This is a genomic window from Blastomonas sp. RAC04, assembly GCF_001713435.1.
GTDB lineage: Bacteria > Pseudomonadota > Alphaproteobacteria > Sphingomonadales > Sphingomonadaceae > Blastomonas > Blastomonas fulva.
Genome location: NZ_CP016460.1, coordinates 1374789 through 1397724, shown reverse-complemented (window position 1 = coordinate 1397724; position 22936 = coordinate 1374789). Strand labels below are relative to the sequence as shown.

At 65.1% G+C, this 22936-nt stretch carries 15 protein-coding genes; 4 read left to right on the top strand and 11 right to left on the bottom strand.

Annotated features, from left to right (window positions below; genetic code table 11):
* Positions 1-111 precede the first annotated feature (111 nt).
* Entirely contained in the window at positions 112-822 is a 711-nt protein-coding gene (locus tag BSY18_RS07635) for a FadR/GntR family transcriptional regulator (protein WP_069050194.1), read from the top strand.
* 13 nt (positions 823-835) lie between these two features.
* Here the strand turns inward: BSY18_RS07635 and BSY18_RS07630 are convergent, their stop codons facing one another.
* Positions 836-1972, bottom strand: a complete 1137-nt coding sequence (locus BSY18_RS07630; RefSeq protein WP_069050193.1) for an aldose epimerase family protein — start codon at positions 1970-1972, stop codon at positions 836-838.
* A gap of 365 nt (positions 1973-2337) precedes the next feature.
* On the opposite strand from BSY18_RS07630, the gene BSY18_RS07625 reads away from it, so the two are divergent.
* Positions 2338-5406, top strand: coding sequence for a TonB-dependent receptor (locus BSY18_RS07625; protein ID WP_150126235.1), 3069 nt, complete (start codon positions 2338-2340; stop codon positions 5404-5406).
* A gap of 152 nt (positions 5407-5558) precedes the next feature.
* Here BSY18_RS07625 and BSY18_RS07620 read toward each other — a convergent pair whose 3' ends face one another.
* From BSY18_RS07620 to BSY18_RS07600, 5 genes are all read right to left on the bottom strand, one after another.
* Complete coding sequence (locus BSY18_RS07620) at positions 5559-6791, bottom strand: SGNH/GDSL hydrolase family protein (protein ID WP_069050191.1); 1233 nt, start codon at positions 6789-6791, stop codon at positions 5559-5561.
* 31 nt (positions 6792-6822) lie between these two features.
* A complete protein-coding gene (locus tag BSY18_RS07615; RefSeq protein ID WP_069050190.1) occupies positions 6823-8466 on the bottom strand; it encodes a GH35 family beta-galactosidase in 1644 nt (547 codons plus the stop codon).
* A gap of 73 nt (positions 8467-8539) precedes the next feature.
* Positions 8540-9841 carry an MFS transporter gene (locus tag BSY18_RS07610; RefSeq protein WP_083231362.1) on the bottom strand — a complete coding sequence of 434 codons (1302 nt, stop codon included), beginning with the start codon at positions 9839-9841 and terminating at the stop codon, positions 8540-8542.
* Positions 9838-11049 (bottom strand): D-mannonate dehydratase ManD, encoded by a 1212-nt coding sequence (gene manD / locus BSY18_RS07605; protein WP_069050189.1) that lies wholly within the window; start codon positions 11047-11049, stop codon positions 9838-9840. Before manD ends, BSY18_RS07610 begins: the two co-directional genes overlap by 4 nt.
* 8 nt (positions 11050-11057) lie before the next feature.
* Positions 11058-13421, bottom strand: a complete 2364-nt coding sequence (locus tag BSY18_RS07600; RefSeq protein ID WP_069050188.1) for a glycoside hydrolase family 3 N-terminal domain-containing protein — start codon at positions 13419-13421, stop codon at positions 11058-11060.
* A gap of 186 nt (positions 13422-13607) precedes the next feature.
* On the opposite strand from BSY18_RS07600, the gene BSY18_RS07595 reads away from it, so the two are divergent.
* Positions 13608-15701 (top strand): alpha-glucuronidase family glycosyl hydrolase, encoded by a 2094-nt coding sequence (locus tag BSY18_RS07595; RefSeq protein WP_069050187.1) that lies wholly within the window; start codon positions 13608-13610, stop codon positions 15699-15701.
* Positions 15702-15797: 96 nt separating this feature from the next.
* Entirely contained in the window at positions 15798-16874 is a 1077-nt protein-coding gene (locus tag BSY18_RS07590) for a LacI family DNA-binding transcriptional regulator (RefSeq protein WP_069050186.1), read from the top strand.
* A gap of 7 nt (positions 16875-16881) precedes the next feature.
* Here BSY18_RS07590 and BSY18_RS07585 read toward each other — a convergent pair whose 3' ends face one another.
* From BSY18_RS07585 to BSY18_RS07565, 5 genes are all read right to left on the bottom strand, one after another.
* The gene (locus BSY18_RS07585; RefSeq protein WP_083231361.1) at positions 16882-18303 is read right to left on the bottom strand and encodes a sugar porter family MFS transporter; all 1422 of its coding nucleotides are present in this window, start codon (positions 18301-18303) and stop codon (positions 16882-16884) included.
* Between the two features lie 25 nt (positions 18304-18328).
* Positions 18329-19189 (bottom strand): SMP-30/gluconolactonase/LRE family protein, encoded by an 861-nt coding sequence (locus tag BSY18_RS07580; protein ID WP_236823475.1) that lies wholly within the window; start codon positions 19187-19189, stop codon positions 18329-18331.
* A gap of 1 nt (position 19190) precedes the next feature.
* Entirely contained in the window at positions 19191-19982 is a 792-nt protein-coding gene (locus tag BSY18_RS07575; protein WP_069050184.1) for an SDR family NAD(P)-dependent oxidoreductase, read from the bottom strand.
* Positions 19979-21112: a fumarylacetoacetate hydrolase family protein gene (locus BSY18_RS07570; protein WP_069050183.1), complete on the bottom strand. Its 1134-nt coding sequence runs from the start codon at positions 21110-21112 to the stop codon at positions 19979-19981. The genes BSY18_RS07575 and BSY18_RS07570 overlap by 4 nt, the downstream gene beginning before the upstream one ends.
* Positions 21113-21207: 95 nt before the next feature.
* Positions 21208-22875, bottom strand: coding sequence for a glycoside hydrolase family 43 protein (locus BSY18_RS07565; protein WP_069050182.1), 1668 nt, complete (start codon positions 22873-22875; stop codon positions 21208-21210).
* Between the last annotated feature and the right edge of the window lie 61 nt (positions 22876-22936).

Below are 22936 nucleotides of genomic sequence, written 5' to 3'. Positions count from 1 at the left end.
GCGGGCTGCATCCCCCGGCCGATACGCTGGCCGGGGGATGCGGACATCTTTCTAACCGGTCGTCATTGGGCTACGCACGCGTAGAACCATCAAGGGGAGGCAACCGGGTCCATGCAACGAGCGAGCAGCGTATCGCCGCGCATTCACGGGGCCATCGCCCATGACATCGGCGTGGAGATCGTCGGCGGGATCCGCAAGCCCGGCGATGTCTTCGGCGGCGAGATCGAGGCAAGCGAGGCGCTTGGCGTCTCGCGTACGGCCTATCGTGAGGCGATCCGCATCCTGGCGGCCAAGGGGCTGGTGGAGAGCCGCCCCAAGGCCGGGACCCGGGTCACCGCGCGCGACCGCTGGAATTTGCTCGATCCCGATGTGCTGGCCTGGACCTTCGAGGGTGAGCCCGACACCGAGTTCATCCTCGACCTTTTCGAACTGCGCGGCGTGATCGAGCCTGCCGCAGCCGGCTTTGCCGCGCGGCGGCGTAGCCAGGCGCACCTCGATGAGATGGCAGGAGCGCTGGACGAGATGGCAAGGCTGGGACTGGCCGATCCCGAGGGCAGGGCCGCCGACCAGCGTTTCCACCGTGCGATCCTGACCGCGGCCGGCAACGATGCGCTCGCGGCGCTGGCAAGCTCAGTGGGCGCGGCCGTCAGCTGGACCACGACCTACAAGCAGCGCAACCGCGCGCTGCCGCGCGATCCCTTGCCCGATCACGTGCGGGTGCATCAGGCGATCGTCGACAAGGACCCCGTTGCCGCGCATGCCGCGATGGCCGAACTGCTGCACCTTGCGCTGGCCGATATGGAACTGCCGCTGCGCGAGTGATCCCGCAGCCGGGTCAGCGCGCGACCGACAGGCGGTAGACCATGACGTGGCGATAAGGCATTCCCGGATCGACACGCGCCGACGCGAACTGCGGCTTGTTAGGCGCATCGGGGAATTTCTGCGGCTCAAGCGCGATGCCGTCGCCCATCCGGTAAAGCTGCCCGTTCTTGCCCGCCACCGTGCCATCGAGGAAATTGCCGGTGTAGAGCTGTATCCCCGGCTCGGTGGTCAGCACCTCGAGCACCCGCCCGGATGCAGGATGCTCCAGCCGAGCGGCGAGTTGAGGTTGCGCGGTCAGCCCCTTGTCTAGCGCGAAATTATGGTCATAGCCCCGGCCGAACAGGATCTGCTCGTCGCGCCCGTCGCGCACGCCGGATCCGGGCTGGCGCGGGGTACGGAAATCGAACGGCGTACCCTCGACCGGACGCAGCACCCCTGTAGGAATGAGCTGCGCGTCAACCGGAGTGATCGCCGATGCGGGGATCGTCAACAGGTGGCCCAGCGCGCCCTCGGGCGAGCCCTGACCCGCGAGGTTGAAAAACGCGTGGTTGGTCATGTTGATGACCGTCGGGCGGTCGGTACTGGCCTCGAACGCGATGGTGAGCGCGCCCTTGTCGTCCAGCGTATAGGTGACTTTCGCCTCGACCCTGCCCGGATAGCCCTGGTCGCCATGCTCGCTGGTCAGCGCCAGCGTGACCGAGGCTTCGGCACCCTGCGTCATCTCGACGATCCGCCAGGCCCGGGCATCGAACCCCAGCGGACCGCTGTGCAGCGCGTTGGACTCGCTGTTGCGTGCAACCTCATAGGTCTTGCCGTCGATCGCAAATCGGCCGCCTGCGATGCGGTTGGCATAGCGACCGATGGTCACGCCGAAATAGCCGCCCTTTGCAGCATAATCGGCGGCATCGTCATAGCCGAGCAGCACATCGGCGGACACGCCGTCGCGATCGGGTGCGGTGAGCGACTGCAGAGTCGCACCGAAATTCAGAATGCGCGCGGAAACCTGGTTGGCACCCGTCAGCACTACTGCCTCCAGCGGTGTCCCATCGGTGAGGGTTCCGGCAGGCGCGCGCTGGGCGGTCGCGGCAAATGCTTCGGAGGGCGGGAGCAGGGCCATCAGCAGCAGCCCTGCCTCGAAAAATCGTGCCATGCATCCTCCATCACGCCATGCTTTCGAAAACTGTTATGGTAGCGGATATACTCAGACAGTTTTTTCGGCACAAGAGCGCCGTGCGGGCAGCGGGGCGGGGATGGTCTATCGACCGGAGGCAGATAAAACGGCGTGAAATCAAGGATTCTTGTCGTCATCCTTAGCCGGCTTGTGGCTGCAGGCCTAAGCTTGACAACATCCACTTGACAGAAATAACTCGGAGTATTACCCATTGGATTGATAGCGCTACCATCAGCGTGGACCTCTGGCAAAAAGCCTGGGCCGAACAAGGGGAGGATAACATGGTTTCTCGAATCGATTCAGTGCGCCTTGCGCTCTTGGGAGCTGCTGCAGTTTCCGGATTGATGACGCCCGGTCTTGCGTTCGCGCAGGCCGTGCCCAATCCGCCGGCCGCCACGGCAGAAGAAGAAATCGACCCCGCCGCTGCGGACGACACTGCTGGCGAGATCGTGGTCACCGGCTTTCGTGCCTCGCTGGAAAGCCAGACCGCCGCCAAGCGGAATTCGATCGGCTTTACCGACTCGATCTTTGCCGAAGACATCGGCAAGTTCCCCGACACCAACATCGCAGAATCGCTGAACCGCATCCCGGGCATCACCATCGGCCGCGAAGTCACCGGCGAAGGCTCGTCGGTCGCCATTCGCGGTCTTGGTACCAACTTCACCCGCGTGCTGCTCAACGGCACCCCGGTGGCGATCGCCTCGGTGCGTTTCGATGCGCAGAGCACCAACCGCGAAGTCGATCTGGACCTCATCCCGACAGAACTGTTCACCCAGCTGACCGTCGCCAAGTCGCCTACCGCAAGCCTGCTCGAAGGCGGTGCGGCAGGTACGGTCAACCTGCGTGCTGCGCGTCCGTTCGACAACCCCAAGCCCTATATCAGCTATGGCCTGCAGGGATCGAAGGTGAGCGGCGCCGACAAATGGGGCTATCGCGGCCATCTGGTGGCGAGCGCGACGTTTGGCGACTTCGGCATCCTCGTTGGCGGCGCAGCGGTGCGCAACAACTTCAATGTCGAGGGCTATGAGACCATCGGCTTCACAAACCCCAACCTGACTGCAGCCCAGCGCACCACGGGAACACGCAACGCCACTGGCGGCGGCAACTTCACCATCCCCGCCACCGTGCCTTCGCGCGCGGGCAACGGGCTGACCCCCGGCGCGGTGATCGACGAGGCGTTTTTGCTGCGCAACAATCCGGGTGCGACGATCGACCAGATCGACAACGGACTTCTTCCCCGCCTCGGCCGCCCGCGCAGCGAAAACGGCTTCCGGCAGCGCTATAACGGTCTGGTCTCTATCGAATGGCGCCCTAGCGACAACTTCAATTTCTATGTTGATGGCATGTATGCCCAACGCGATACCGAGTTCACCCGCACCGCGATGAACTGGGTCGGCCGCAACGGGGCGGTCATCCCGATCAACACCACTTATGACAAGGCGGATTGCGCTGCGGGCTGCACCGTGACCGGCGGTACTTATGCCAACGCGCAGTTCTTCCTCGAATACCGTCCCTACAAGGACACGCAGGACTATTACGGCATCAATCCGGGCATCGAGTTCAAATTGAACGACTGGATCAAGGGTGACCTGCAGGCGAACTACACCAAGAGCAATTTCCGCCGCGAAAGCCCGACCTTCCTGGTGATTACGCCGCCCAACAGCGGATTGACCGTGAACTTCCAGAACGATGGCGGCATCCCGACCATCCAGTCTAGCATCGATCTCAACAACCCCGCCAATTTCGGCTGGGATGGCGGCGGCCGAGTCAATCTGAACGGCGAGGAGCGCGCCACCGAAACCAAAGGCGTGCGCGGCAGCCTGCTGTTCGGCGACGAAACCCGGTTCAGTGTCCGCGTCGGAGGTGCGTTCGACGATACCAAGCGGCGTATCACGCCGTTCGACAACACTGCATTGTGGCAGAACGCGATCTGCGGCAACGGACCCAACATCACCCTGCTGGCGCCCAACAGCGCAACGACGCCGTGCACCGGCCTCAACCAGCCGGGCACCGCGACGCCCGCCGGCTTCCCGACCTTTCCGGGCTATGGCACCAACTTCACCGCAGGCGGCGTGCCGATCCGCTATGCCGGATCGCTCATCCCCACCGCTGCAGTGCCCAGCTACCTGCTCCCCGGTGACAATGGCTATATCACCGTCGATTGGGACAAGGTGCGGCGCGACACCAATTACGACGCGCTGCTCGCCGGTGCCACCGAGACCGGATCGGGCAGCAGCGGCGCCAATGGCGGCCTTATCCGCGAAAAGGTGACCGGCGCCTTTGTCGAGGGCAACGGCATCTTCGAGATGGGTGACAACACGCTGCGATTGAACGGCGGCGTGCGTTATGTCCGCACTGAGCAGATCGTCGGTGGCCGCGTCTCGATCCCCGATCCGCGCAACAACCCCGCGGGCGCGCCGCCGGTCGCAGATGGCGGGCGCTTCCCCAACACCATTCTGTTTCCGACCACCAACACCCGCTATTCGAACTTCCTGCCCTCGCTGAGTGCCGCGTTCGACTTCGGCGGCAAGGCGGTGGCGCGTGCCTCGGTTTCGCGGACGCTGACCCGGCCCGATCCCAATGCGCTGCTTCCCGGAGCGAGCTTCATCCAGCCTTCTGCCGATATCGGCAATGTCGGCAACAATGCGCTCGATCCGTTCATCTCGGACAATATCGACCTGGGCTTCGAACTGTACACCGGCGGGGAAGGCGTGATCGCCTTTGCGGCGTTCCGCAAGTCGATCACCGGCTTCACCGTCAACGGCCTCACCAACGTGCCCTTCTCGTTCTTCGAGCAGTTCGGCATCAACGTGGACTCGCTGACCCAGGCGCAGCGCGAGGCACTGGCCGCACGCGCCCAGCCGGGCCAGGCGCTGCGCGATGTCGGCGTAGTGGTGCAGCAGCAGGTCAATGCCGATGGCAAGCTCAAGGTCAACGGTCTGGAGTTCCAGATCACGCAGCCGTTGGACTTCATCACCAAGTACATCGGCGTCACGGGCTTCGGCTTCCAGGGCAACCTGACGCTGATCGATCAGAAGGGCGAGGGCACCGGCGCACCTGCGGTGGCGATCGGCGTGGCGCCGACCACCTACACCGCGACCGGATATTACGACAAGAACGGCATCTCGGCGCGTCTCACTTATGTCTACAACGAAGGCTCGCAGAATTCGAACCCCAACCAGAACGGCATCCCGCAGGCGGCGATCTTCGGTCGCAGCTACAGCCAACTCGATTTCTCGGGCAATGTCGATCTGGCGCAGGTGTTCGGCAACGACTATCTGCCGACCCTGGTGATCAACGCGATCAACATCACCAAGGAAGCGCAGAGCAGCTTCTTCCAGTTCCCCAACGCCACATTCAACGAATACAATCCGGGTCGCACCATTCTGGTGGGGATCCGCGGCCGCTTCTGACCGCCCCCCACCGGAACTTCCCCTCCCATTGGACCGGTCGAGCGATCGACCGGTCCTTTCTTTGCGGCGCATGGCCGCGAGTGTTTCAGGCACGCTGAAGCAACCCGCCGGCTTGAGGCCGACAAGTGCAGACGGGCTTGCCGGATGCCGCGTCAGTCGAAAAGCGAGAGCGGGACCGCGTCGGCCATCGCACGGAAGCCAGCCGGGTTGGGGTGCAGCCCGTCGCCGATATCGAAGGCGGGATTGAGATGCGCAGGCCTTGCCGGATCGCGCATCACCGCGTCGAGATCGATGACGCTGTCGAATGCGCCCGAACTGCGGATCCAGGCATTGATCGCCTGCCGATCGGCTTCGCTGGCGGCATCGGGGTCGTAAAACGTGTTGCCCATGAACGGCAGGATGGTGGCGCCGTGCACCTTGACCCCCCTGGCATGCGCGCGTGCGATGATCTGCGCATAGGCACCGGTGATCTGGTCGACCAGCGAAGCATGATCGGCTGCGGTTGCGGTCTTCTGCCGCGCCAGCGTGCCGATATCGTTGATCCCTTCGAGCACGATCAGGTGGCGGATGCCCGGCTGCGCGAGCACGTCGCGGTCGAGCCGCGCCAGCGCGTTCGGCCCCAGCCCATCGAGCAGCACGCGGTTGCCGCCGATCCCCTGGTTGATTACCGCTGCGCGGCCATCGAGCCGCCGGGCGAGGAAATCAGTCCAGCGGTCGTTGCCGTTGGTGGTGGATCCGCGCCCGTCGGTAATCGAATCGCCGAGCACCACCACGCCATCGCGCGCTTTGCAGCTGGTGACCTCGATCCCCGAGAGCAGATACCAGTGATCGACTGCGGTGGCTCCGGCGAGCATCGGTGCCCGCGCCGCATCACCGCGGACGACATAGGAGGTCGCGCGCGATCCGGGGTGCGAGGTCTGGCCGCCGGGTTCGGCCAGGACATGCACGCTGATCGCCAGGTCCTGGAACGCTCCGCCCGACCATGCGACGGGATCGCTCAGCCACTCGCCGCCCGGCGGAATGATCGCACCCGCCGCGCCGCCAAAGCTGAGCGTGCGCAGCGTCGCCGCGTCGATATCTCCGCTGGCGTTGTTCGTCGAACGCGCCAGCGTGGCCCCGCCGATGCGCAGCGGTGTCGTGCCGAAGACATTGGACAGCCGCACCCGCAGATGCGACCCCGCGATGCTCGGCCGCACTATCTGGCGCAGCGTGGCGTTGTCGAGCGCGCCAGCGGGCAACGCATTGGCCACATCGGGCAGCATCTGCGACGAGGCCCAGGCGGCCTTCCACGGGCAGGTTGCGCCTTGCGGATCGGGCGACTTGGCAGCAGCGGCCGCAGGGGGCATGGCCAGCGCCAGTGCGAGGAGAGATATTGCCGTTCGCATCACATCATCCCTGAATTGCGGCCCGTCAGGCTTAGCGGTACCGGTAGAGCTTCACGCGCTGGATCTGCCAGTCGCCAGGGAACAGGCGGATGTGCCGCCCCTGATGGGTCTGGTCGCCGTTGAGCAGCCGGCCTGGTTTCCAATTGCCCGCAGCATCGAACACGCCTTCGTGCGCGACGTCGATCCCCGCCAGCGACTGGTCGCCGCCCACCGGCTTGAAGGTGACGGTAATGCCTTGCCCCGCGATCAGATATTCCTCCGGGCCGATCTGGATGATCATGCCGCCAAAGCCTGCGGTTTGCGGAGTGAGCGCCGGGCGCTGGATGTCCATGGTGAACGAGACGGTGAAGCGATAGTCGCCGATCACGCGCTCCTGCGGCGCAAAGTCGACGGTCTCGTCATAGGCCTGATGCGGCTTGAACCCTGCGATCCGGTCGGTGCCCTGATGCTGCAGGATGAAGGGCTTGAGCTGCTGCAGCACGCCATAGGCCTGTTTGAGCGCGCCCGGTTCCGCGTCGATCGAGTCGATCGAGAACGGGCTGAAGCCGATCGAGTCGTGCTCGGCGAGGGCATAGAACGCATTGGCCGGGACCGCGGGATTGTCCGCATTGTGCGCCTCTGGGACGAACAGTGGATTGTCGCTGCGGTCGTAGCGCGCAATGATCCGCGTGAAATTGGGGAAATAGATATCCGGAGCCAGGAAGTCGATCGACGGCGCGCCTGCCTTCCACACATCGAACAGATGGGGCAGGGGCCCGCCGCTGGGATACTCGCCCGGTGCCCGTCCGGGACGGTTTAGCGCGACGTTGACGTACATTGGCATGGCATAGCCTGCCTTGCCCGCGCGGGTGAGTTCGTCGGCAAAGCGCGCATAATGCCATGCGGTGAACACCTCGGCGGCGGCATCGCCCGGGCCGAACAGCTCTTCCCAACTGCCCTGCATCTTGGCGCCGCGCTCCAGCCACATCGCCTTCATCTCGGGCACCAGGCTGTCGCGGTTGCGCGCCAGATAGTCGGTCAGCTGGGCGGGGACCGGCTCGCGAAAGGCCGCATTGGCAGCAGGGCTGTAATCGCGCGCCACCGGGAGCATGCCGATCTCGTTTTCGACCTGAGTCATCACGACGGTGTTCTGTGCGTCATCGACCGCCTTGATATGCGCCATCAGCGCGGCAAAGGCGCGGCTGTCGGCCTTGAGCGTTTCCGCGCCAAAGGTCGACAGGATCTCGATGCCCTGCCCGCCAGGCGTTTGCGCGCGGGGGAAGCGCGCCTGATCGCGTTTCACCCACGACGGCACATAAGTCGACATGCTGTTCTTCCACGCGCCGAACCACAGGATGACCAGCTTGAGATCGTTCGCGCGCGCCGCCTTGAGCATTGCGTCGAACGACGACCAGTCATAGCGGCCTTCGACCGGTTCGATCAGCTCCCATGCCACCGGCGCCAGCACGGTATCGACATGCATCGCCTTCAGCCGCGCCCAGTGCGGCGCCATATAGTCCGCGCTCGATGCCGCCGAATTGCTGAGCTCGCCACCGATGATCAGGTGCGGCTGCCCGTTGACGATCAGCTGCGTGGCGCTGCCCTGGCGGCGCAGCTCGGGCGGATTGGCAAGGCCTGGGAGGGGCAGGGCGGCAATGGACAAGGCTGCCGAACACAGCGCGAGCTTGCGGATCATGGGGTCATCCTTTCAGGGGACTGAAACGTGGCGCAGGCACCATCGGCCGAACGCAAGATGCTGAGCACGCGGGTCATCGGCTGCTGGCAACCTGCACGGGCGCGTAACGCGGGTTGAGGAAGTGGAACACGACCAGTGCGACCAGATAGGCCATGCCGCACGCGATAAAGAACGGTTCGTAGCTGCCGACCCGGTCGAGCAGCACGCCGAGCGACTTGGAGGCGATGAACCCGCCGCATGCGCCTGCAAACCCGCCCAGCCCGATCAGCGTGCCTTGCGCGAACCTTGGAAACTGGTCGCCCGGAAGCGCGAACAGGTTGGTCGAAAAGCCCTGATGCGCGGCGCAGGCGAGGCCGATGCAGCCCACCGCGATCCAGATATTGTCCGCCTCGATCGCGAACATCACCGGCAGCGCGAACAATGCGCAGACGAACATGGCCTGCTTGCGGGCGCGTCCGGTGGCGACGCCTTTCTTGAGCAGGTGGGAGCTGTACCAGCCGCCCGCGATCGCGCCGACATCGGCCAGAATATAGATCGCCACCAAAGGCGGACCGAAGTTCTTGAGGTCATAGCCATATTGCTTGTTGAAGAAATCGGGCAACCAGAACAGGAAGGTCCACCACACCGGATCGATCAGGAAGCGACCGGCCATGTACGCCCACGCTTCGCGGTGGCGCAGCACGTTGAGAAAGCCGGTGCGGCCGGCATCGTCCGCGGGCTCCGCCTCGATCCAGGCGCGCTCTTCGGGCGTGACCTTGGGGTGCTGCGCGGGGTTGCGGTAGAAGCGCCACCAGACGAACAGCCAGACCAGGTTGAACAGCCCGGTAACGATGAACGCCCAGCGCCAGTCGAACGCGAGGCCAACGACGATGAACGAGACCAGCAGCGGGGTGATGATCGCACCGACATTGGCCCCCGCGTTGAAGATGCCAATTGCTAGCGCGCGCTCCTTCTTGGGGAACCATTGCGAGGCGGCGGCGAGTGCCGAGGGGAAGGTGCCCGCCTCGCCCAGCGCGAGCGGGATTCGCGCGATGACGAAGCCTGTCGTCGATGTCACCAGCACCTGCGCAAAATGGCCGATCGTCCACAGCCCCATCGCCAGCAGATAGCCCGCGCGCGGGCCGATGCGGTCAATCAACCAGCCGAACGCCAGAAAGCCGATGCCATAGCAGACCTGGAAATAGCCTGAGATGTCGCCATAGCCCGAATTGGTCCAGCCATAGAGCGTCTCGAGCTGTGGCTTGAGCACGCCGAGCACCAGCCGGTCGATATAGGACAGCACCACCGCAGCAAACAGCAGCGCGCAGATGACCCAGCGGATACGGCCGCGCGGTTTGACAACCGTGGCTTCGGGGGTGGGCGGCACCTGTGTCACCAGTTATACATCGTGCCATCTTCCAGCCGGTTCACCGGCAGGAAGGCGCGGCGATATTCGTAACCGGCGGCGAGTTCCTCGTCGATATCGACGCCAAGGCCGGGCTCGTCACCGGGATGCATCGCGCCGTCGGCAAAGGTGTAGGCGTGCGGGAAGACCGCGTCGGTCTCGGGCGTGTGGCGCATATATTCCTGCACCCCGAAATTGGGCACCGACAGGTCGAAGTGCAAAGCTGCGGCCATGCACACCGGAGAGAGGTCGGTCGCGCCGTGGCAGCCGGTGCGGATCTGATACAGATCGGCGAGCGACGCAATGCGGCGCAAATGAGTGATGCCGCCTGCGTGTACTACGGTGGCGCGGATATAGTCGATCAACTGGTTCTGGATCAGCTCGCGGCAGTCGTGGATCGAATTGAAAATCTCGCCGACAGCCAGCGGCGCGGTTGTGTGCTGACGGATCAGCTTGAAGGCTTCCTGGTTCTCGGCAGGGGTCGCATCCTCCAGCCAGAACGGGCGATAGGGCTCAAGGTCCTTGCCCAGCCGCCCCGCCTCGATCGGGGTCAGCCGGTGGTGGATGTCGTGCAGCAGGTGCACGTCCCAGCCCAGAGCCTCGCGCGCCGCCTTGAACAGTTCGGGCACCACGCGCAGATATTTGCTGGTGTTCCAAACGTTCTCGGTGGGCAGGTCGGCATCGGCGGGTTCGTAGAAATAGCGGTCCTTGCTGACGCCATAGGTCGATGCCATTCCGGGGACGCCGCACTGCAGGCGGATCGCCTTGTAGCCCTGGCGCTGGTAGTCGAGCGCGACCGCGATCGTGTCCTCGATTGTGGTGCCATTGGCATGGCCGTAGACCATGACGTTCTCGCGGCTCGCCCCGCCGAGCAGCTGGTAGACGGGAAGCCCAGCGATCTTGCCCTTGATGTCCCACAAGGCGGTGTCGACCGCGGCGATCGCGCTCATCGTCACCGGCCCGCGCCGCCAGTACGCACCCTTGTAGAGATACTGCCAGATATCCTCGATCCGGTGCGCATCGCGGCCGATCAGGCAGGGGATGACATGGTCGGTCAGATAGCTCGCGACCGAAAGTTCGCGTCCGTTGAGCGTCGCATCGCCGACGCCGGTGGTGCCGTCGTCGCAGATGATCTTGAGCGTGACGAAGTTGCGGCCCGGGCAGGTGATGATGACGCGGGCATCGACGATTTTGGGCATGGTGATCCTTAGGCGATTTCGAGGGTAACGGTTTGAAGGTTGCGGCTGTCGGGGCCGGTCATGATGTCGAACAGTCCGGGCTCGACGACCTCGCGCATCTGGTCGTTCCAGATGGCAAAAGCATCGGGTTCGAGCACAATGGCAACGGTCCTGCGCTCGCCCGGCTTGAGCGTGACTCGCTGGAAGCCCTTGAGCACCTTGATCGGCTGGGTGACCGAAGCGACCTGATCGCGGATATAGAGCTGCACGACCTCGTCGCCTTCGCGATCGCCGACGTTGGCGACATCGACCGATACGGTAACGCCGGCACCCGGTCCGATGCGTGAGGTGGAGAGACGCGGCGCGCTCAGCTCGAAGCGGGTGTAACTGAGGCCGTGGCCGAACGGGAACAGCGGGTCGGTGGTGTCGAAAAGATAGCCGCGGCGTGCCGAGGGCTTGGCGTCGTAGAACACCGGCACCTGACCGACATGCCGCGCGACCGTCACCGGGAGCTTGCCGCCGGGGTTCACATCGCCGAACAAGGCTGCTGCCATCGCATGGCCGCCCTGCTGGCCCATGTACCAGCACTCGAGAAGCGCATTGGCCTGCCCCGCCACCGTTGGCCAGGAGGGCGGGCGACCGTTGATCGCGATCACGACCACGGGCTTGCCGGTTGCCTTTATCGCCTCGAACAGCTCGTTCTGCTCGCCCACCAGATCAAGGCTGGTGCGGTCGCCCAGATGGTTCTTGGCAAAGCCCTCGCGGCTGGTCTGCTCGGTATCGCCTATCGCCAGCAGGATGACATCGCATGTCTTCGCGACCTCGACAGCCTCGGCGATCAGCTGGCGGTTCCTTGCCGGGTCGGCGAGCAGGATCTCGTTGGCCGAGCGGTCCTCGCTCTGCGTGATGAACACGCCCTGCGCGAAAATGACCTCGGCCTGGTTCTTCAACCGCGCCTTGACGCCGTCGAGCAATGAGACGGGGTTGGTGGGCAGCGAAGAATAGCCGCCCAGCCGCGCGATTGCAGCATTCGGCCCGATCACCGCAACGCGCTTGTGCGCGCCGGGATTGAGCGGCAGCGTGCCGTCGTTGGTCAGCAGCGTGATCGCCTTTTCGGCAGATGTCCGAGCGAGCGCCAGAGCTTCGGCATTGGCGGTGAGCTTGGCGGCAGCGCGAGTATCGACCGGTGCGGCCTCGAACAGCCCGGCGCGGAACTTGAGCGTCAGCATCCGGCGGCAGGCCTGATCGACCAAGGCCAGCGGAACCTTGCCAGCACGCACCTGATCGCCCAGCGTGCGGAAGGCCTCGCCATCGGGCAGATCGCTGTCCACTCCGGCGATCAATGCCAGCCGTGCAGCTGCTGCCATATCGGGCGCGACATGGTGCAGCGAGGCAAGCTCGCCGATCGCGGCATAGTCGCTGACGATCAGGCCGTCGAAACCCCATTCGCCGCGCAGCACGTCGCCCAGCAGCCAGCGGTTGGCGTGGCTCGGCACGCCGTCGATCTCGTTGTACGATGGCATCACGGCGGCGATCCCGGTCTGCTTCACGATCTTGCGGAAGGGCGGGAAGAAGCGCTCGCGCAATTCGCGTTCAGCGAGCGGGGCAGGGGCGACATTCTCGCCGCTTTCGGGCTGACCGTGCCCGGTCATGTGCTTGAGCGTCGCGAACACCCTGCCCGGGGCGAGGATTTTGCTGCGCCCCTGCAGCCCCAGCACGGCGGCGATGCCCATCTCGCCGCACAGATACGGGTCCTCGCCAAAGGTTTCCTCGATCCGGCCCCAGCGCGGGTCGCGGGCGATGTCCACCACCGGCGACAATGCCAGAATTCCGCCATGCGCGCGCACCTCGCGGCCGATGACCGAGCTGACCTTTTCCATCAGGTTGCGGTCGAAGGTTCCGGCGAGTGCAATCGCCTGCGGGAAGCTGGTCGCGGTCGGTGCCATGTAGCCGTGCAGGCACTCCTCGTGAAATAGGATTGGGATGCCCAGCCTAGTCGACCGCGCCCATTTTTGCGCAGCATTGATGAAGGCGATCGTGTCTGCGGGCGCGCGCCAGCGCCCGGTCGGGGCGGCGATTGCCGGACCCGCCGGATTGTTGTTGGCAGTGGCCGCGCCACCCCGGTCGGAGGGGCGGGCGACCTGGCCGAATCCGTGGGGATAGGCGGCGGATGCCTTTGCCGGATCGAACGCCAGTGCATCGTCCATCACGTCGCGCTTGGTGCGCGACAGCGTGATCAGCTGCGCGACCTTTTCGTCCAGCGTCATCCGCGAGAGCAGATCGTCGACCCTGAGGTCGATAGGGGCGGCAGGGTCGCGGTAGATCGGGGTTGCCGCGCGCGCGGCCAGGGGCATCATCGCCAGCAGGGAAGCCGATGCGCTCCAGCAAAACATCTCGCGGCGGCTCAGTGTGCCGCTCGTGACTCTACCCTTGGTCAACGCTCTCTCCCTACCCGAACCGCGCAACATTTATATTGATGTTGTCGCCATGATACCGCTAACATGCACGGCACAACAACGGCTTGTCAATGCTGTTGGCCAACGTCAGTGCAAGATGCACGGCGTCACGGGAGAGGATCGATGAAACTGTTCACCCTGCAGAACCCGCTCTGGGCCTGCGCCATGCTGGCGCTGGCCAGTCCTGCCCTTGCCAATGACGGATACCATTTGTGGCTTGGCGAGGGGGCGACGACCCAGCCGCGCGCAGGGGTCGAAGCAAGGGGCCAATCGGAGACGCTGCGGCTGGCTGCTGAAGAGCTTCGCCGCAATCTGCCGGCGCTGTCGGTTCCGGTCGTGGTCGCGAAGGCCGACGACCCCGTGCTTGCCGGTCTGCGGCTCGACGCGCGCGATCTCGGTCCCGAAGGCTACGCCGTGCGGCGGGCGCAGGTCGCGGGTCGCGAGGTGTTGCTGGTCACCGGTTCCGGCGATGTCGGAGTGCTCTACGGTGCCTTTGCGCTGCTGCGGCATATCAACAGCGGCGGCGATATTGCGAACATCGATCTTGTCTCTTCGCCGCAGACGAAGCTGCGCATCCTCAACCATTGGGACAATCTCGATGGCGTGGTCGAGCGCGGTTATTCCGGCCAGTCGCTTTGGGACTGGTGGGTGCTGCCCGACTTCAAGGACCCGCGCTATGCCGATTACGCTCGCGCCAATGCCTCGATCGGAATCAACGGCACGGTGCTCAACAACGTCAACGCCAAGGCGGACAGCCTGACCGCACCCTATATCGCCAAGTCTGCAGCTTTGGCCGATGTCTTCCGCCCCTATGGCATCCGGGTCTATCTGTCGGCGCGCTTTTCCGCACCGATCGAGATCGGCGGGCTCAAGACGGCCGATCCGCGCGATCCGGCGGTGGCGGCGTGGTGGAAGGCCAAGGCCGACGAAATCTACCGTGCGATCCCGGATTTCGGCGGCTTTCTGGTCAAGGCCAACAGCGAGGGTCAGCCCGGCCCGCGCGATTATGGTGCCAGCCATGCCGATGGCGCCAACATGCTGGCCGCGGCGGTCAAGCCGCATAACGGCATCGTGATGTGGCGCGCGTTCGTCTATGCCGATACCGATCCCGAGGATCGCGCCAAACAGGCCTATACCGAGTTCAAGCCGCTCGATGGCAGCTTCGCCGACAATGTGCTGGTCCAGGTCAAGAACGGCGCGATCGATTTCCAGCCGCGCGAGCCGTTCCACCCGCTGTTCGGCGCGATGCCCAGGACGCCGCTGATCGCAGAGTTCCAGATCACCAAGGAGTATCTCGGCTTCGCGACGCATCTTGCCTATCTCGGCCCGCTGTTCGAGGAGGTGCTCGATGCGCCGACCGGCGTGCGGCGCGGAGAAACCGTGGCCTCGGTAGTTACCGGCAAGGCCGACGGCCATACGCTCAGCGGGATGGCGGGGGTCGCGAATATCGGGCGCGACCGCGACTGGTCCGGGGGCACGTTCAATCAGGCCAACTGGTATGTCTTCGGGCGAATGGCCTGGGACCCCGCGCTCTCGTCAGAGGCCATCGCCCGCGAATGGGCGGCGCAGACCTTCGGCAACGATCCGGTCGTCATCGATACCGTCGTTGCGATGATGATGCGCTCGCGCGAAGCGGTGGTCGATTATACCGGGCCGCTGGGGCTCGCGCATCTGTTCGCCACGGGTCACCATTACGGGCCCGGGCCGTGGGTATCCGATCTGGCGCGACCCGAATGGAACCCGGTCTATTATCACCGCGCGGACAGGCAGGGCATCGGCTTCGATCGCACCCGCACCGGCAGCAACGCGGTCGCGCAATATGCACCAATGCTCGCCAAACGCTATGCCGACCCCAAGACCACGCCAGTCGAGGAGCTCTTGTGGTTCCACCATCTGCCCTGGAATTTCCGCATGCCAGGCGGTAGCACGCTGTGGGATGAGCTGGTTCGCCGCTATGACCGGGGCGTGGCAGAAGTGGACACGATGCGCAGCCAATGGGCGACGCTCAGGCCACGGATCGATGCCGAGCGCTGGACCAAGACCGATGCGTTTCTGGGCGTGCAGCAGCGCGAGGCCCGGTGGTGGCGCGATGCGAGCCTGGCGTACTGGATGTCGATCAACGGCCTGCCGCTGCCCAAGGGATCGGCCGCCCCGCAGCACGATCTTGACTGGTACAGGAAGCAGAGCTTTCCGTTCGCGCCGGGCAATCCCAAATAGCGCCAGAACCGGGGTTGGCCGGCATTCGTGCCATCTCGCCTTTCCGCGGCAGCGCGGCTAAAGGGCGGGTATGGATATTCGCCTGAAAGACCGTGCATGAAGGAACCCCGAGGCCCAAGGCGTCAGCGCAACGTCCCCACGATCAGCGACGTGGCGGCCCAGGCGGGGGTTTCCCCGATGACGGTGAGCCGCGTGATCAATGGCGAAAGCAATGTCCGCGATGACACCCGCCGCCGGGTGGAAGAGGCGATCGCCGCGCTGAATTATGCGCCCAATGCCGCCGCACGCACGCTGGCCGGGGGCGACGACATCCGCATCGGTCTGCTGCATTCCAACCCGTCCTTTGCCTATCTGAGCGAGTTTCTGGTGGGCAGCCTCGATCAGGCCAGCCGCAGCAACGTGCATCTGGTGGTCGAGAAGTGCGACGACGATGGCGGCGAGGCGGCTGCGGTCGATCATCTGCTGCGCGGCCGCATCGATGGCGTCGTGTTGCCGCCGCCGCTCAGCGACTCGCTGCCCATCCTGTCGGCGCTGGAAGCGCGCGGGATTCCGGTGGTCGCGGTTGCCACGGGCCGCGCGCCCGACTGGGCGCTGTCGGTGAGCATCGACGACCGCCAGGCCGCGTATGACATGACCCGGCATCTGATCCAGCTGGGCCATGTGCGCATCGGCTTCATCACCGGAAACCCCAACCAGACCGCCAGCGCAGAGCGTCTGGACGGTTATCGTGCCGCGCTCAACGATGCAGGGCTGACCACGGGGTCGGAATTGGTGGCCGAGGGGATGTTCACCTACCGCTCGGGGCTGGATGCTGCCGATCTGCTTCTCGACAGCGCCGATCCACCCACCGCGATCTTCGCCGCGAACGACGACATGGCGGCGGCGACGGTCGCGATCGCGCACCGCAAGGGGCTCGACGTTCCGGGCGACCTGACCGTGTGCGGGTTCGACGACACCGCGCTTGCCACCACCATCTGGCCCGAGCTGACCACGATCCGCCAGCCGGTGATCGAGATGTCGCGCCGCGCGGTCGAGCTGCTGGTGCGCACCATCCGCAACGGCAAGGCGGCTGCTGCGGACCAGCCGGCGCATGTCCTGGCCGACTACGAGCTCATCCGCAGGCAATCCGATGCGGCTCCGCGCCGCCGCCCGGCGGCGCGCAAGCCCGGCTGAGCGGCCATCAGCCCTCCATGTCTTCCAATTCGCGCCCGCGGGTCTCGACCACCATCTTGTGGACGAACAGATAGGATATCGCCGCAAACAAGGCATAGCCCAGATAGGTGACCGCCAGCCCCGGCGATGCGGCGAGCGCGGGGAAGCTCACCGATATCGCGGCATTGGCCATCCACTGCGCAAAGCCCGCCACTGCAAGGCCCGATCCGCGGATCTGGTTGGGAAACATCTCGCCCAGCATCACCCACATCACCGGGCCCCAGCTGAGGTTGAAGAAGATGACATAAAGGTTGGCGGCGATCAGCGCGATCAGGCCGTTGTTGCCGGGCAGCGAGACTGCACCATCGGCAGCCGTGACCGCGGTCGAGAAGGCATAAGCGACGATGGCGAGCGTGACCGCCATGCCCGCCGAGCCGAACAGCAGCAGCGGCTTGCGCCCGATCCGGTCGACCAGCAGCATCGTGGCCAGGCACGCCCCGATCGAGAGCACGCCCGACAGGATGTTGGTCTGCAGCGCATAATCCTCCGAGAAGCCGACCGCCTCCCACAAGGCTGCGCCATAATAGAACACAACGTTGATTCCCACGGCCTGCTGGAACACCGCAAGCCCGATGCCGGTCCACACGATCGGGCGGATCTTGCCCGATGCCTTGTCGATCAGATCGGACAGGCGCGCGCGGTGCTGGTCGGTGGCCAGACTGTTGCGGATTTCCACCACCTTGCGGTCCGCCTCCGCCGGTCCGAACAGCCGGGTGAGCACCTTGTGCGCATCGGCCTCGCGTCCGCGCGCGACCAGATAGCGCGGGCTTTCGGGAATCGCGAGAAGCGCCAGGCCATAGATTGCGGCGGGGATGGCCTGCAGCCAGAACATCCAGCGCCAGGCGGGGTAGCCCATCCAGAATTCGGCGGTCGATCCTCCCGCCAGCCGTGCCAGCGCGAAGTTGGCCACGAACGCGCCGGTCAGCCCGGTGATGATCATCACCTGCTGGATGCTCGAGAGCCGCCCGCGAATATTGGCGGGGGTGACTTCGGAGATATAGACAGGAGAGATCACGCTGGCCGCGCCCACGCCCAGCCCGCCGATGATGCGCGCGATGATGAAGACGACCGAGGACGAGGCTGCGCCCGCCATTAGCGCGCTTGCCAGGAACAGCGCGGCCGAGAGCAGCATGACCCCGCGCCTGCCGATGCTGTCGGCCATGCGCCCCGCACCAAAGGCGCCGATGGCAGAGCCGACCAGGATCGCGCCGACGTTGACGCCGATGCCCAATTTGCCCAGATCGAACGCGCTCTCCAGCCCCTTCTGGGTGCCGTTGATCACCCCCGAATCATAGCCGAACATGAACCCGCCGATCGTCGCCACCGCAACGATCGCGACGATAAACCCCATGTTGACGCGCTCTTCGGCCGTCCCTGCCACCGTCGCCATCTCTCCTGCTCCTTTTATTGTCTCATTATATCTTGGCCGGGGTGACCGGCAGCCCGGCAACGCCGGGATCGAACGTAACCAGATGACCCGCCAGCGGCTGCGCTGCGAGCGCGGCAATATCCAGCCCCTTGCGCGCGGTCGTTGCATAAGCCGTTGTGAGCTCCGCTCCGCCAAACGCGATCTTGGTGACATTGGCCACCGGAAAGCGGACAAAGCGTATCATCCGGCCTGACGGATCGTATCGCCTCACGCCCCATCCGCCGTAGAACGCCACCCACAGACAGCCCTCGGCATCGATCACCGATCCATCGGGATAGCCCTCATCTTTGCCGATCACGATATGGCGCTCGGGCGCGCCCAGCGCGCCATCGTCCGCAATTGCGACGCGCCAGATGGTCTTGCCCAGCGTGTCGGTGTGATACAGCGTGCGGCCATCGGCGCTGATCGCAGGGCCGTTGGTGATCGCCACCGGGGGCAGGCGGGTGTCGCGGCACGCGCCGCCATCGCAGCGATACAGCCGCCCGGTCATTGCAGCCTCGCCATCGTCCATGCTGCCGAACCAAAGCCGCCCGGTGCGGTCTGTGGCGGCATCGTTCAACCGGTTGCCCGGATGATCCGGCTCGGGATCGTGCAGCAGCGCGAAGCTGCCGGTGACAGGATCGAAGCGGTGCAAGCCGGTCTTGACCCCGGCGATCATGTCGCCGGCCTCGGCGGGCAACACCCAACCGACCTGGTCGGGTGCGGACCATGTCCGGCTGGAGCCATCTTTAGGGTCGAAGCGATGGACGGTCCGTCCCTTGATGTCGACAAACCACAGCGCGTTGCCGGTCCAGACCGGCCCTTCACCCAGCATCGCGCCGACGGGCAGGACCGAGCGGACGGTCATGTCAGCGCCAGCCTGCATCGACGAAATATTCGTGACCGGTGCACATCCGCGCATCGTCCGATGCGAGGAACAGCGCCAGCGCTGCGACATCGTCGGGCTGGATCCGCTCGCTCAGGCACTGCGCGGCGACGATCTCGGCCTCGCCCTCGGGGGTGTACCATTGTTCCTGTCGCGGGGTCTGGACATTGCCGGGCACGATGGTGGTGACGCGGATGTTGTCGCGCCCCAGATCGCGCGCCAGCCCCCGGGTCATTCCCTCGATAGCCGCCTTGGCGGTCTGGTACAGCACCAGATCGGCCAGCCCCAGATGCCAGCTGATCGATCCGAAGTTGATGATCACGCCGCCGCCTGCGGCCTGCATTGCCGGCACCACCGCCTGCGCGGCGAAGAACAGGTGGCGCAGATTGGTGGCCATGCGGTCATCCCAATAATCGGGCGTCACCTCCATCACCGTGTGGCGATCGTCATTGGCGGCGTTGTTGAGCAGGATGTCGATCCCGCCCAGTTCGGCCCTCACACCGTCAAGACAGGCCTTGAGCGCATCGATATCGCGCAGGTCGCAATGGACGAAATGCGTCCCCGCCAGCCGGTCGGCAAGCGCATGGCCCGCTGCATGGTTGACGTCGACGAAAGCGACATGCGCGTCCTGCTGGACAAACCGTTCCACCAGCGCAGCGCCGATTCCGGTGGCGCCTCCGGTAACGAGTACCCGCTTGCCCGAAAGGCTGGGATAGATGGCGGAGTTGAACCCCGACTGCACCTGGTCTGCCTGCAATATCGTCGCGCTGGTCATGCCGCACCCCGCAGCAGGCCACGGCCTGCCAGATTGGCCATCAGCGCGCCGATGCCCATCTGCCAGGGCGGCGCATCGCGAGAGGTCACCACAGTGTTGACCAGCCGACCCAGCTTGCGGTTCTCGATAGCGACGATGTCGCCCACCTTGTGGGTGAATCCCCGCCCGGGCTCGTCGCGGTCCTCGACCGGGGCGAACAACGTGCCCATGAACAGCACGAAGCCATCGGGATACTGGTGCTCGCTCAGCGTCTGGCGCACCAGATCGAGCGGGTCGCGGCTGATCTCGCGCATGTTGCTTTCGCCGTTGAGGACGAAGCCGTCCTCGCCGGTGATGGTCAGGCGCACATCGGCCTGGCGGACGTCGTCGAGCGTGAAGCTGGTGTCGAACAGGCGCACCAGCGGGCCGAGTGCGCACGATGCATTGTTGTCCTTGGCCTTGCCCAGTAGCAGCGCTGACCGGCCCTCGAAATCGCGCAGGTTGACATCATTGCCCAGCATTGCGCCGACCGGACTGCCGGCGCTGCTCACCAGCAGGGCAATCTCCGGCTCGGGATTGTTCCAGTGGGAATCGGAGCGGATGCCGATCGCCGCATCGGCGCCGACCGAGGCAAGCACGGGCGCCTTGGTGAACACCTCGGCATCGGGGCCGATCGCAACTTCCAGATATTGCGACCAAAGCCCGTCTTCGATCAGGGCGGTCTTGAGCGCGGCGGCTTCGGCAGAGCCCGGAACGACCGAGCGGATCGATCCGCCGACGCGGGTTTCGAGCCGCTCGCGGATCGCCGACGCCGCGTTCCAGTCGCCGCGCGCGCGCTCCTCGATCACTCGTTCGATCGCCGAGACCGCAAAGGTGACGCCGCACGCCTTGATGCACTGCAGATCGACCGGGCTGAGCAGATGTTCGTCTGCAAATGCAAAGCGGCCGAGATGCTCGCCGCCATTGCCGGTAAAATCGCCACGCTCGATCAAGGCTGTCGTGGTGGGGGCGACCTGCGCCATGTCGTACAGCTCGCCGCCTACGACCAGAAAGGGGCTGGGGCCGGCCTCGGTCAACCTGCGCCCGGCGAACACGCCCGTCATCCAGTCGTCGGGCATCGCCGACCGATTAGCTTGGGGATCCCCCTCCATGTAAAACACCTTGCTGTTCTTGTGATAGCGCTACCATCATACTTTTGGCGGGCTTGTCAAGCGCGTAGCATCAGATCGCACAAAGATGGCGCGGGTCAGGGGGTGTGGACATAGGGGCCGACCAGCGTTCCGGTGAAGCCGCGCGCCCGCCGGGTGCTGAGGAACCGGGCATCCAGACCGGCCTTGAGCGTGCGCGACCGGCCGCCTGCCGCATAGTCGAAGGCCATATTGCCGCCGTCGGCGCGGATGGTAAGCGTGACCGGGCCCTGCGATTCCAGGGGATGCGCGGCCACCAGCGTATCGACGTCGGCCCGGTCGCGGACGAACAGCGCAACCATCGGCTTGCCCTCTATGCGGGTGATGCCGAAGAAGAGGAAGGACTGATCGGACTGCATCGCCGCCAGCCCGGCCCGGGCGCCATCCTTGTCCGGGGCATATTCCAGCACCGTCGACATGGTGGCGATGTGGTGCTGCTGGCGTCTGCCGATAAAGCCAGGCACTCCGCCCTGGTCGCCCATGGCCGCTGCGCCCTCGATCACGAGCGCACCGCGGTCGAGCCGATGGAGAGGCGCCTTGGGCGTCCGCACCGTCAGCCATTGCGGCGCGAGGGCAGGGCCATCGAAGCTGTCGATATAGCCGAAGTCGCCCGACAGAGGCGGCGAGGCAGGGGTGTCGGCGGCAAGCGCAGGGCGCTTCGCGACAAAGGGGATGCGTTCGCCATCGGGCAGAATGAGTGGCCAGCCAGCGCGCCACGTCACCGGCAGCAGGAATGTCTCGCGGCCGATATTGTAGGTGTCGTCGTCATAGGGCCGGGTGGCGAGGAAAGTCGCCCACCATTCGCCATCGGGTGTCTGGACGAACTTGGCGTGCCCTGCCGAGGTGACCGGGTTGGGCCGCCTGGGATCGAGCGTGCGCTGGCTGAGAATGGGGTTGCCGGCATAGGGCGTGTAAGGCCCGCGCAGCTGGGAGGATCGCAGCACCACTTCGCTGTGCTTGTCGCCGGTGCCGCCTTCTGCCGCGATCAGATAGTAGAAGCCGGCCTTGCGGATGATGTGCGGTCCCTCGATCCAGATCGGGTTGGTACGCAGGTCGATGCCGCCATTGACCAGCTGCGTGCTCTCGCCGACCATGGTGCCCGCCCGCCAGTCGAACTCCTGGATCCAGATCGCGCGGTGGCCATCATAGCGCGGCGGCTCGTCGGGTGCGCGGTTGTTGACGATGTATGCCCTGTCGCCGTCCCAGTGGATCGACGGGTCGATGCCTTCGAACGGAAGCCATGTCGGGTCGGACCAGGGGCCGGCGGGGTTCTTGGCGGTGATGAAGAAATTGTCCCGGCACCCCACACAGGTCCCGACGATGTAGAAGGTGCCATCGTGCCAGGAGATGTCGGGAGCAAACACGCCCTTTGACACCTGAAGCCCGGTGAAGTCGAGCTGGCCGGGCCGGTCGATGGCGTTGCCGATCTGCTTCCAGGTGACCAGATCGCGCGAATGGAAGATCGGCAGGCCGGGAAAATGAGTGAAGGTCGAGGTGACGAGATAGTAATCCTCGCCCACCCGGGTGATCGAGGGATCGGGATAATAGCCCGAGAGCACTGGGTTGCGATATTGGCCCGGCCCTACCGTCACCTGCTCCTGCGAGCGGCCCTCATAGCGAAACTCCTCGAACCGCGCGGGCGAGGCGAGCGCGAGCGGCGACATCGTCGCTGCGAGCCCGGCCGCTGCCGCTATCAGTCCCAGCTCTGTCCGCGATGCCATCTTCATCCTCCATGCTGCGCCCGCTCGCTCAGAGTGCGGACGTTCGAGGCACTTGGGAATAACTCAG

Bases quoted from the DNA above. Each gene is read 5' to 3' on its own strand.
- BSY18_RS07635 (WP_069050194.1), top strand. From the start codon at position 112: ATGCAACGAGCGAGCAGCGTATCGCCGCGCATTCACGGGGCCATCGCC.
- BSY18_RS07630 (WP_069050193.1), bottom strand. From the start codon at position 1,972: ATGGCACGATTTTTCGAGGCAGGGCTGCTGCTGATGGCCCTGCTCCCG.
- BSY18_RS07625 (WP_150126235.1), top strand. From the start codon at position 2,338: ATGACGCCCGGTCTTGCGTTCGCGCAGGCCGTGCCCAATCCGCCGGCC.
- BSY18_RS07620 (WP_069050191.1), bottom strand. From the start codon at position 6,791: ATGCGAACGGCAATATCTCTCCTCGCACTGGCGCTGGCCATGCCCCCT.
- BSY18_RS07615 (WP_069050190.1), bottom strand. From the start codon at position 8,466: ATGATCCGCAAGCTCGCGCTGTGTTCGGCAGCCTTGTCCATTGCCGCC.
- manD (WP_069050189.1), bottom strand. From the start codon at position 11,049: ATGCCCAAAATCGTCGATGCCCGCGTCATCATCACCTGCCCGGGCCGC.
- BSY18_RS07600 (WP_069050188.1), bottom strand. From the start codon at position 13,421: ATGTTTTGCTGGAGCGCATCGGCTTCCCTGCTGGCGATGATGCCCCTG.
- BSY18_RS07595 (WP_069050187.1), top strand. From the start codon at position 13,608: ATGAAACTGTTCACCCTGCAGAACCCGCTCTGGGCCTGCGCCATGCTG.
- BSY18_RS07590 (WP_069050186.1), top strand. From the start codon at position 15,798: ATGAAGGAACCCCGAGGCCCAAGGCGTCAGCGCAACGTCCCCACGATC.
- BSY18_RS07585 (WP_083231361.1), bottom strand. From the start codon at position 18,303: ATGGCGACGGTGGCAGGGACGGCCGAAGAGCGCGTCAACATGGGGTTT.
- BSY18_RS07580 (WP_236823475.1), bottom strand. From the start codon at position 19,189: ATGACCGTCCGCTCGGTCCTGCCCGTCGGCGCGATGCTGGGTGAAGGG.
- BSY18_RS07575 (WP_069050184.1), bottom strand. From the start codon at position 19,982: ATGACCAGCGCGACGATATTGCAGGCAGACCAGGTGCAGTCGGGGTTC.
- BSY18_RS07570 (WP_069050183.1), bottom strand. From the start codon at position 21,112: ATGGAGGGGGATCCCCAAGCTAATCGGTCGGCGATGCCCGACGACTGG.
- BSY18_RS07565 (WP_069050182.1), bottom strand. From the start codon at position 22,875: ATGAAGATGGCATCGCGGACAGAGCTGGGACTGATAGCGGCAGCGGCC.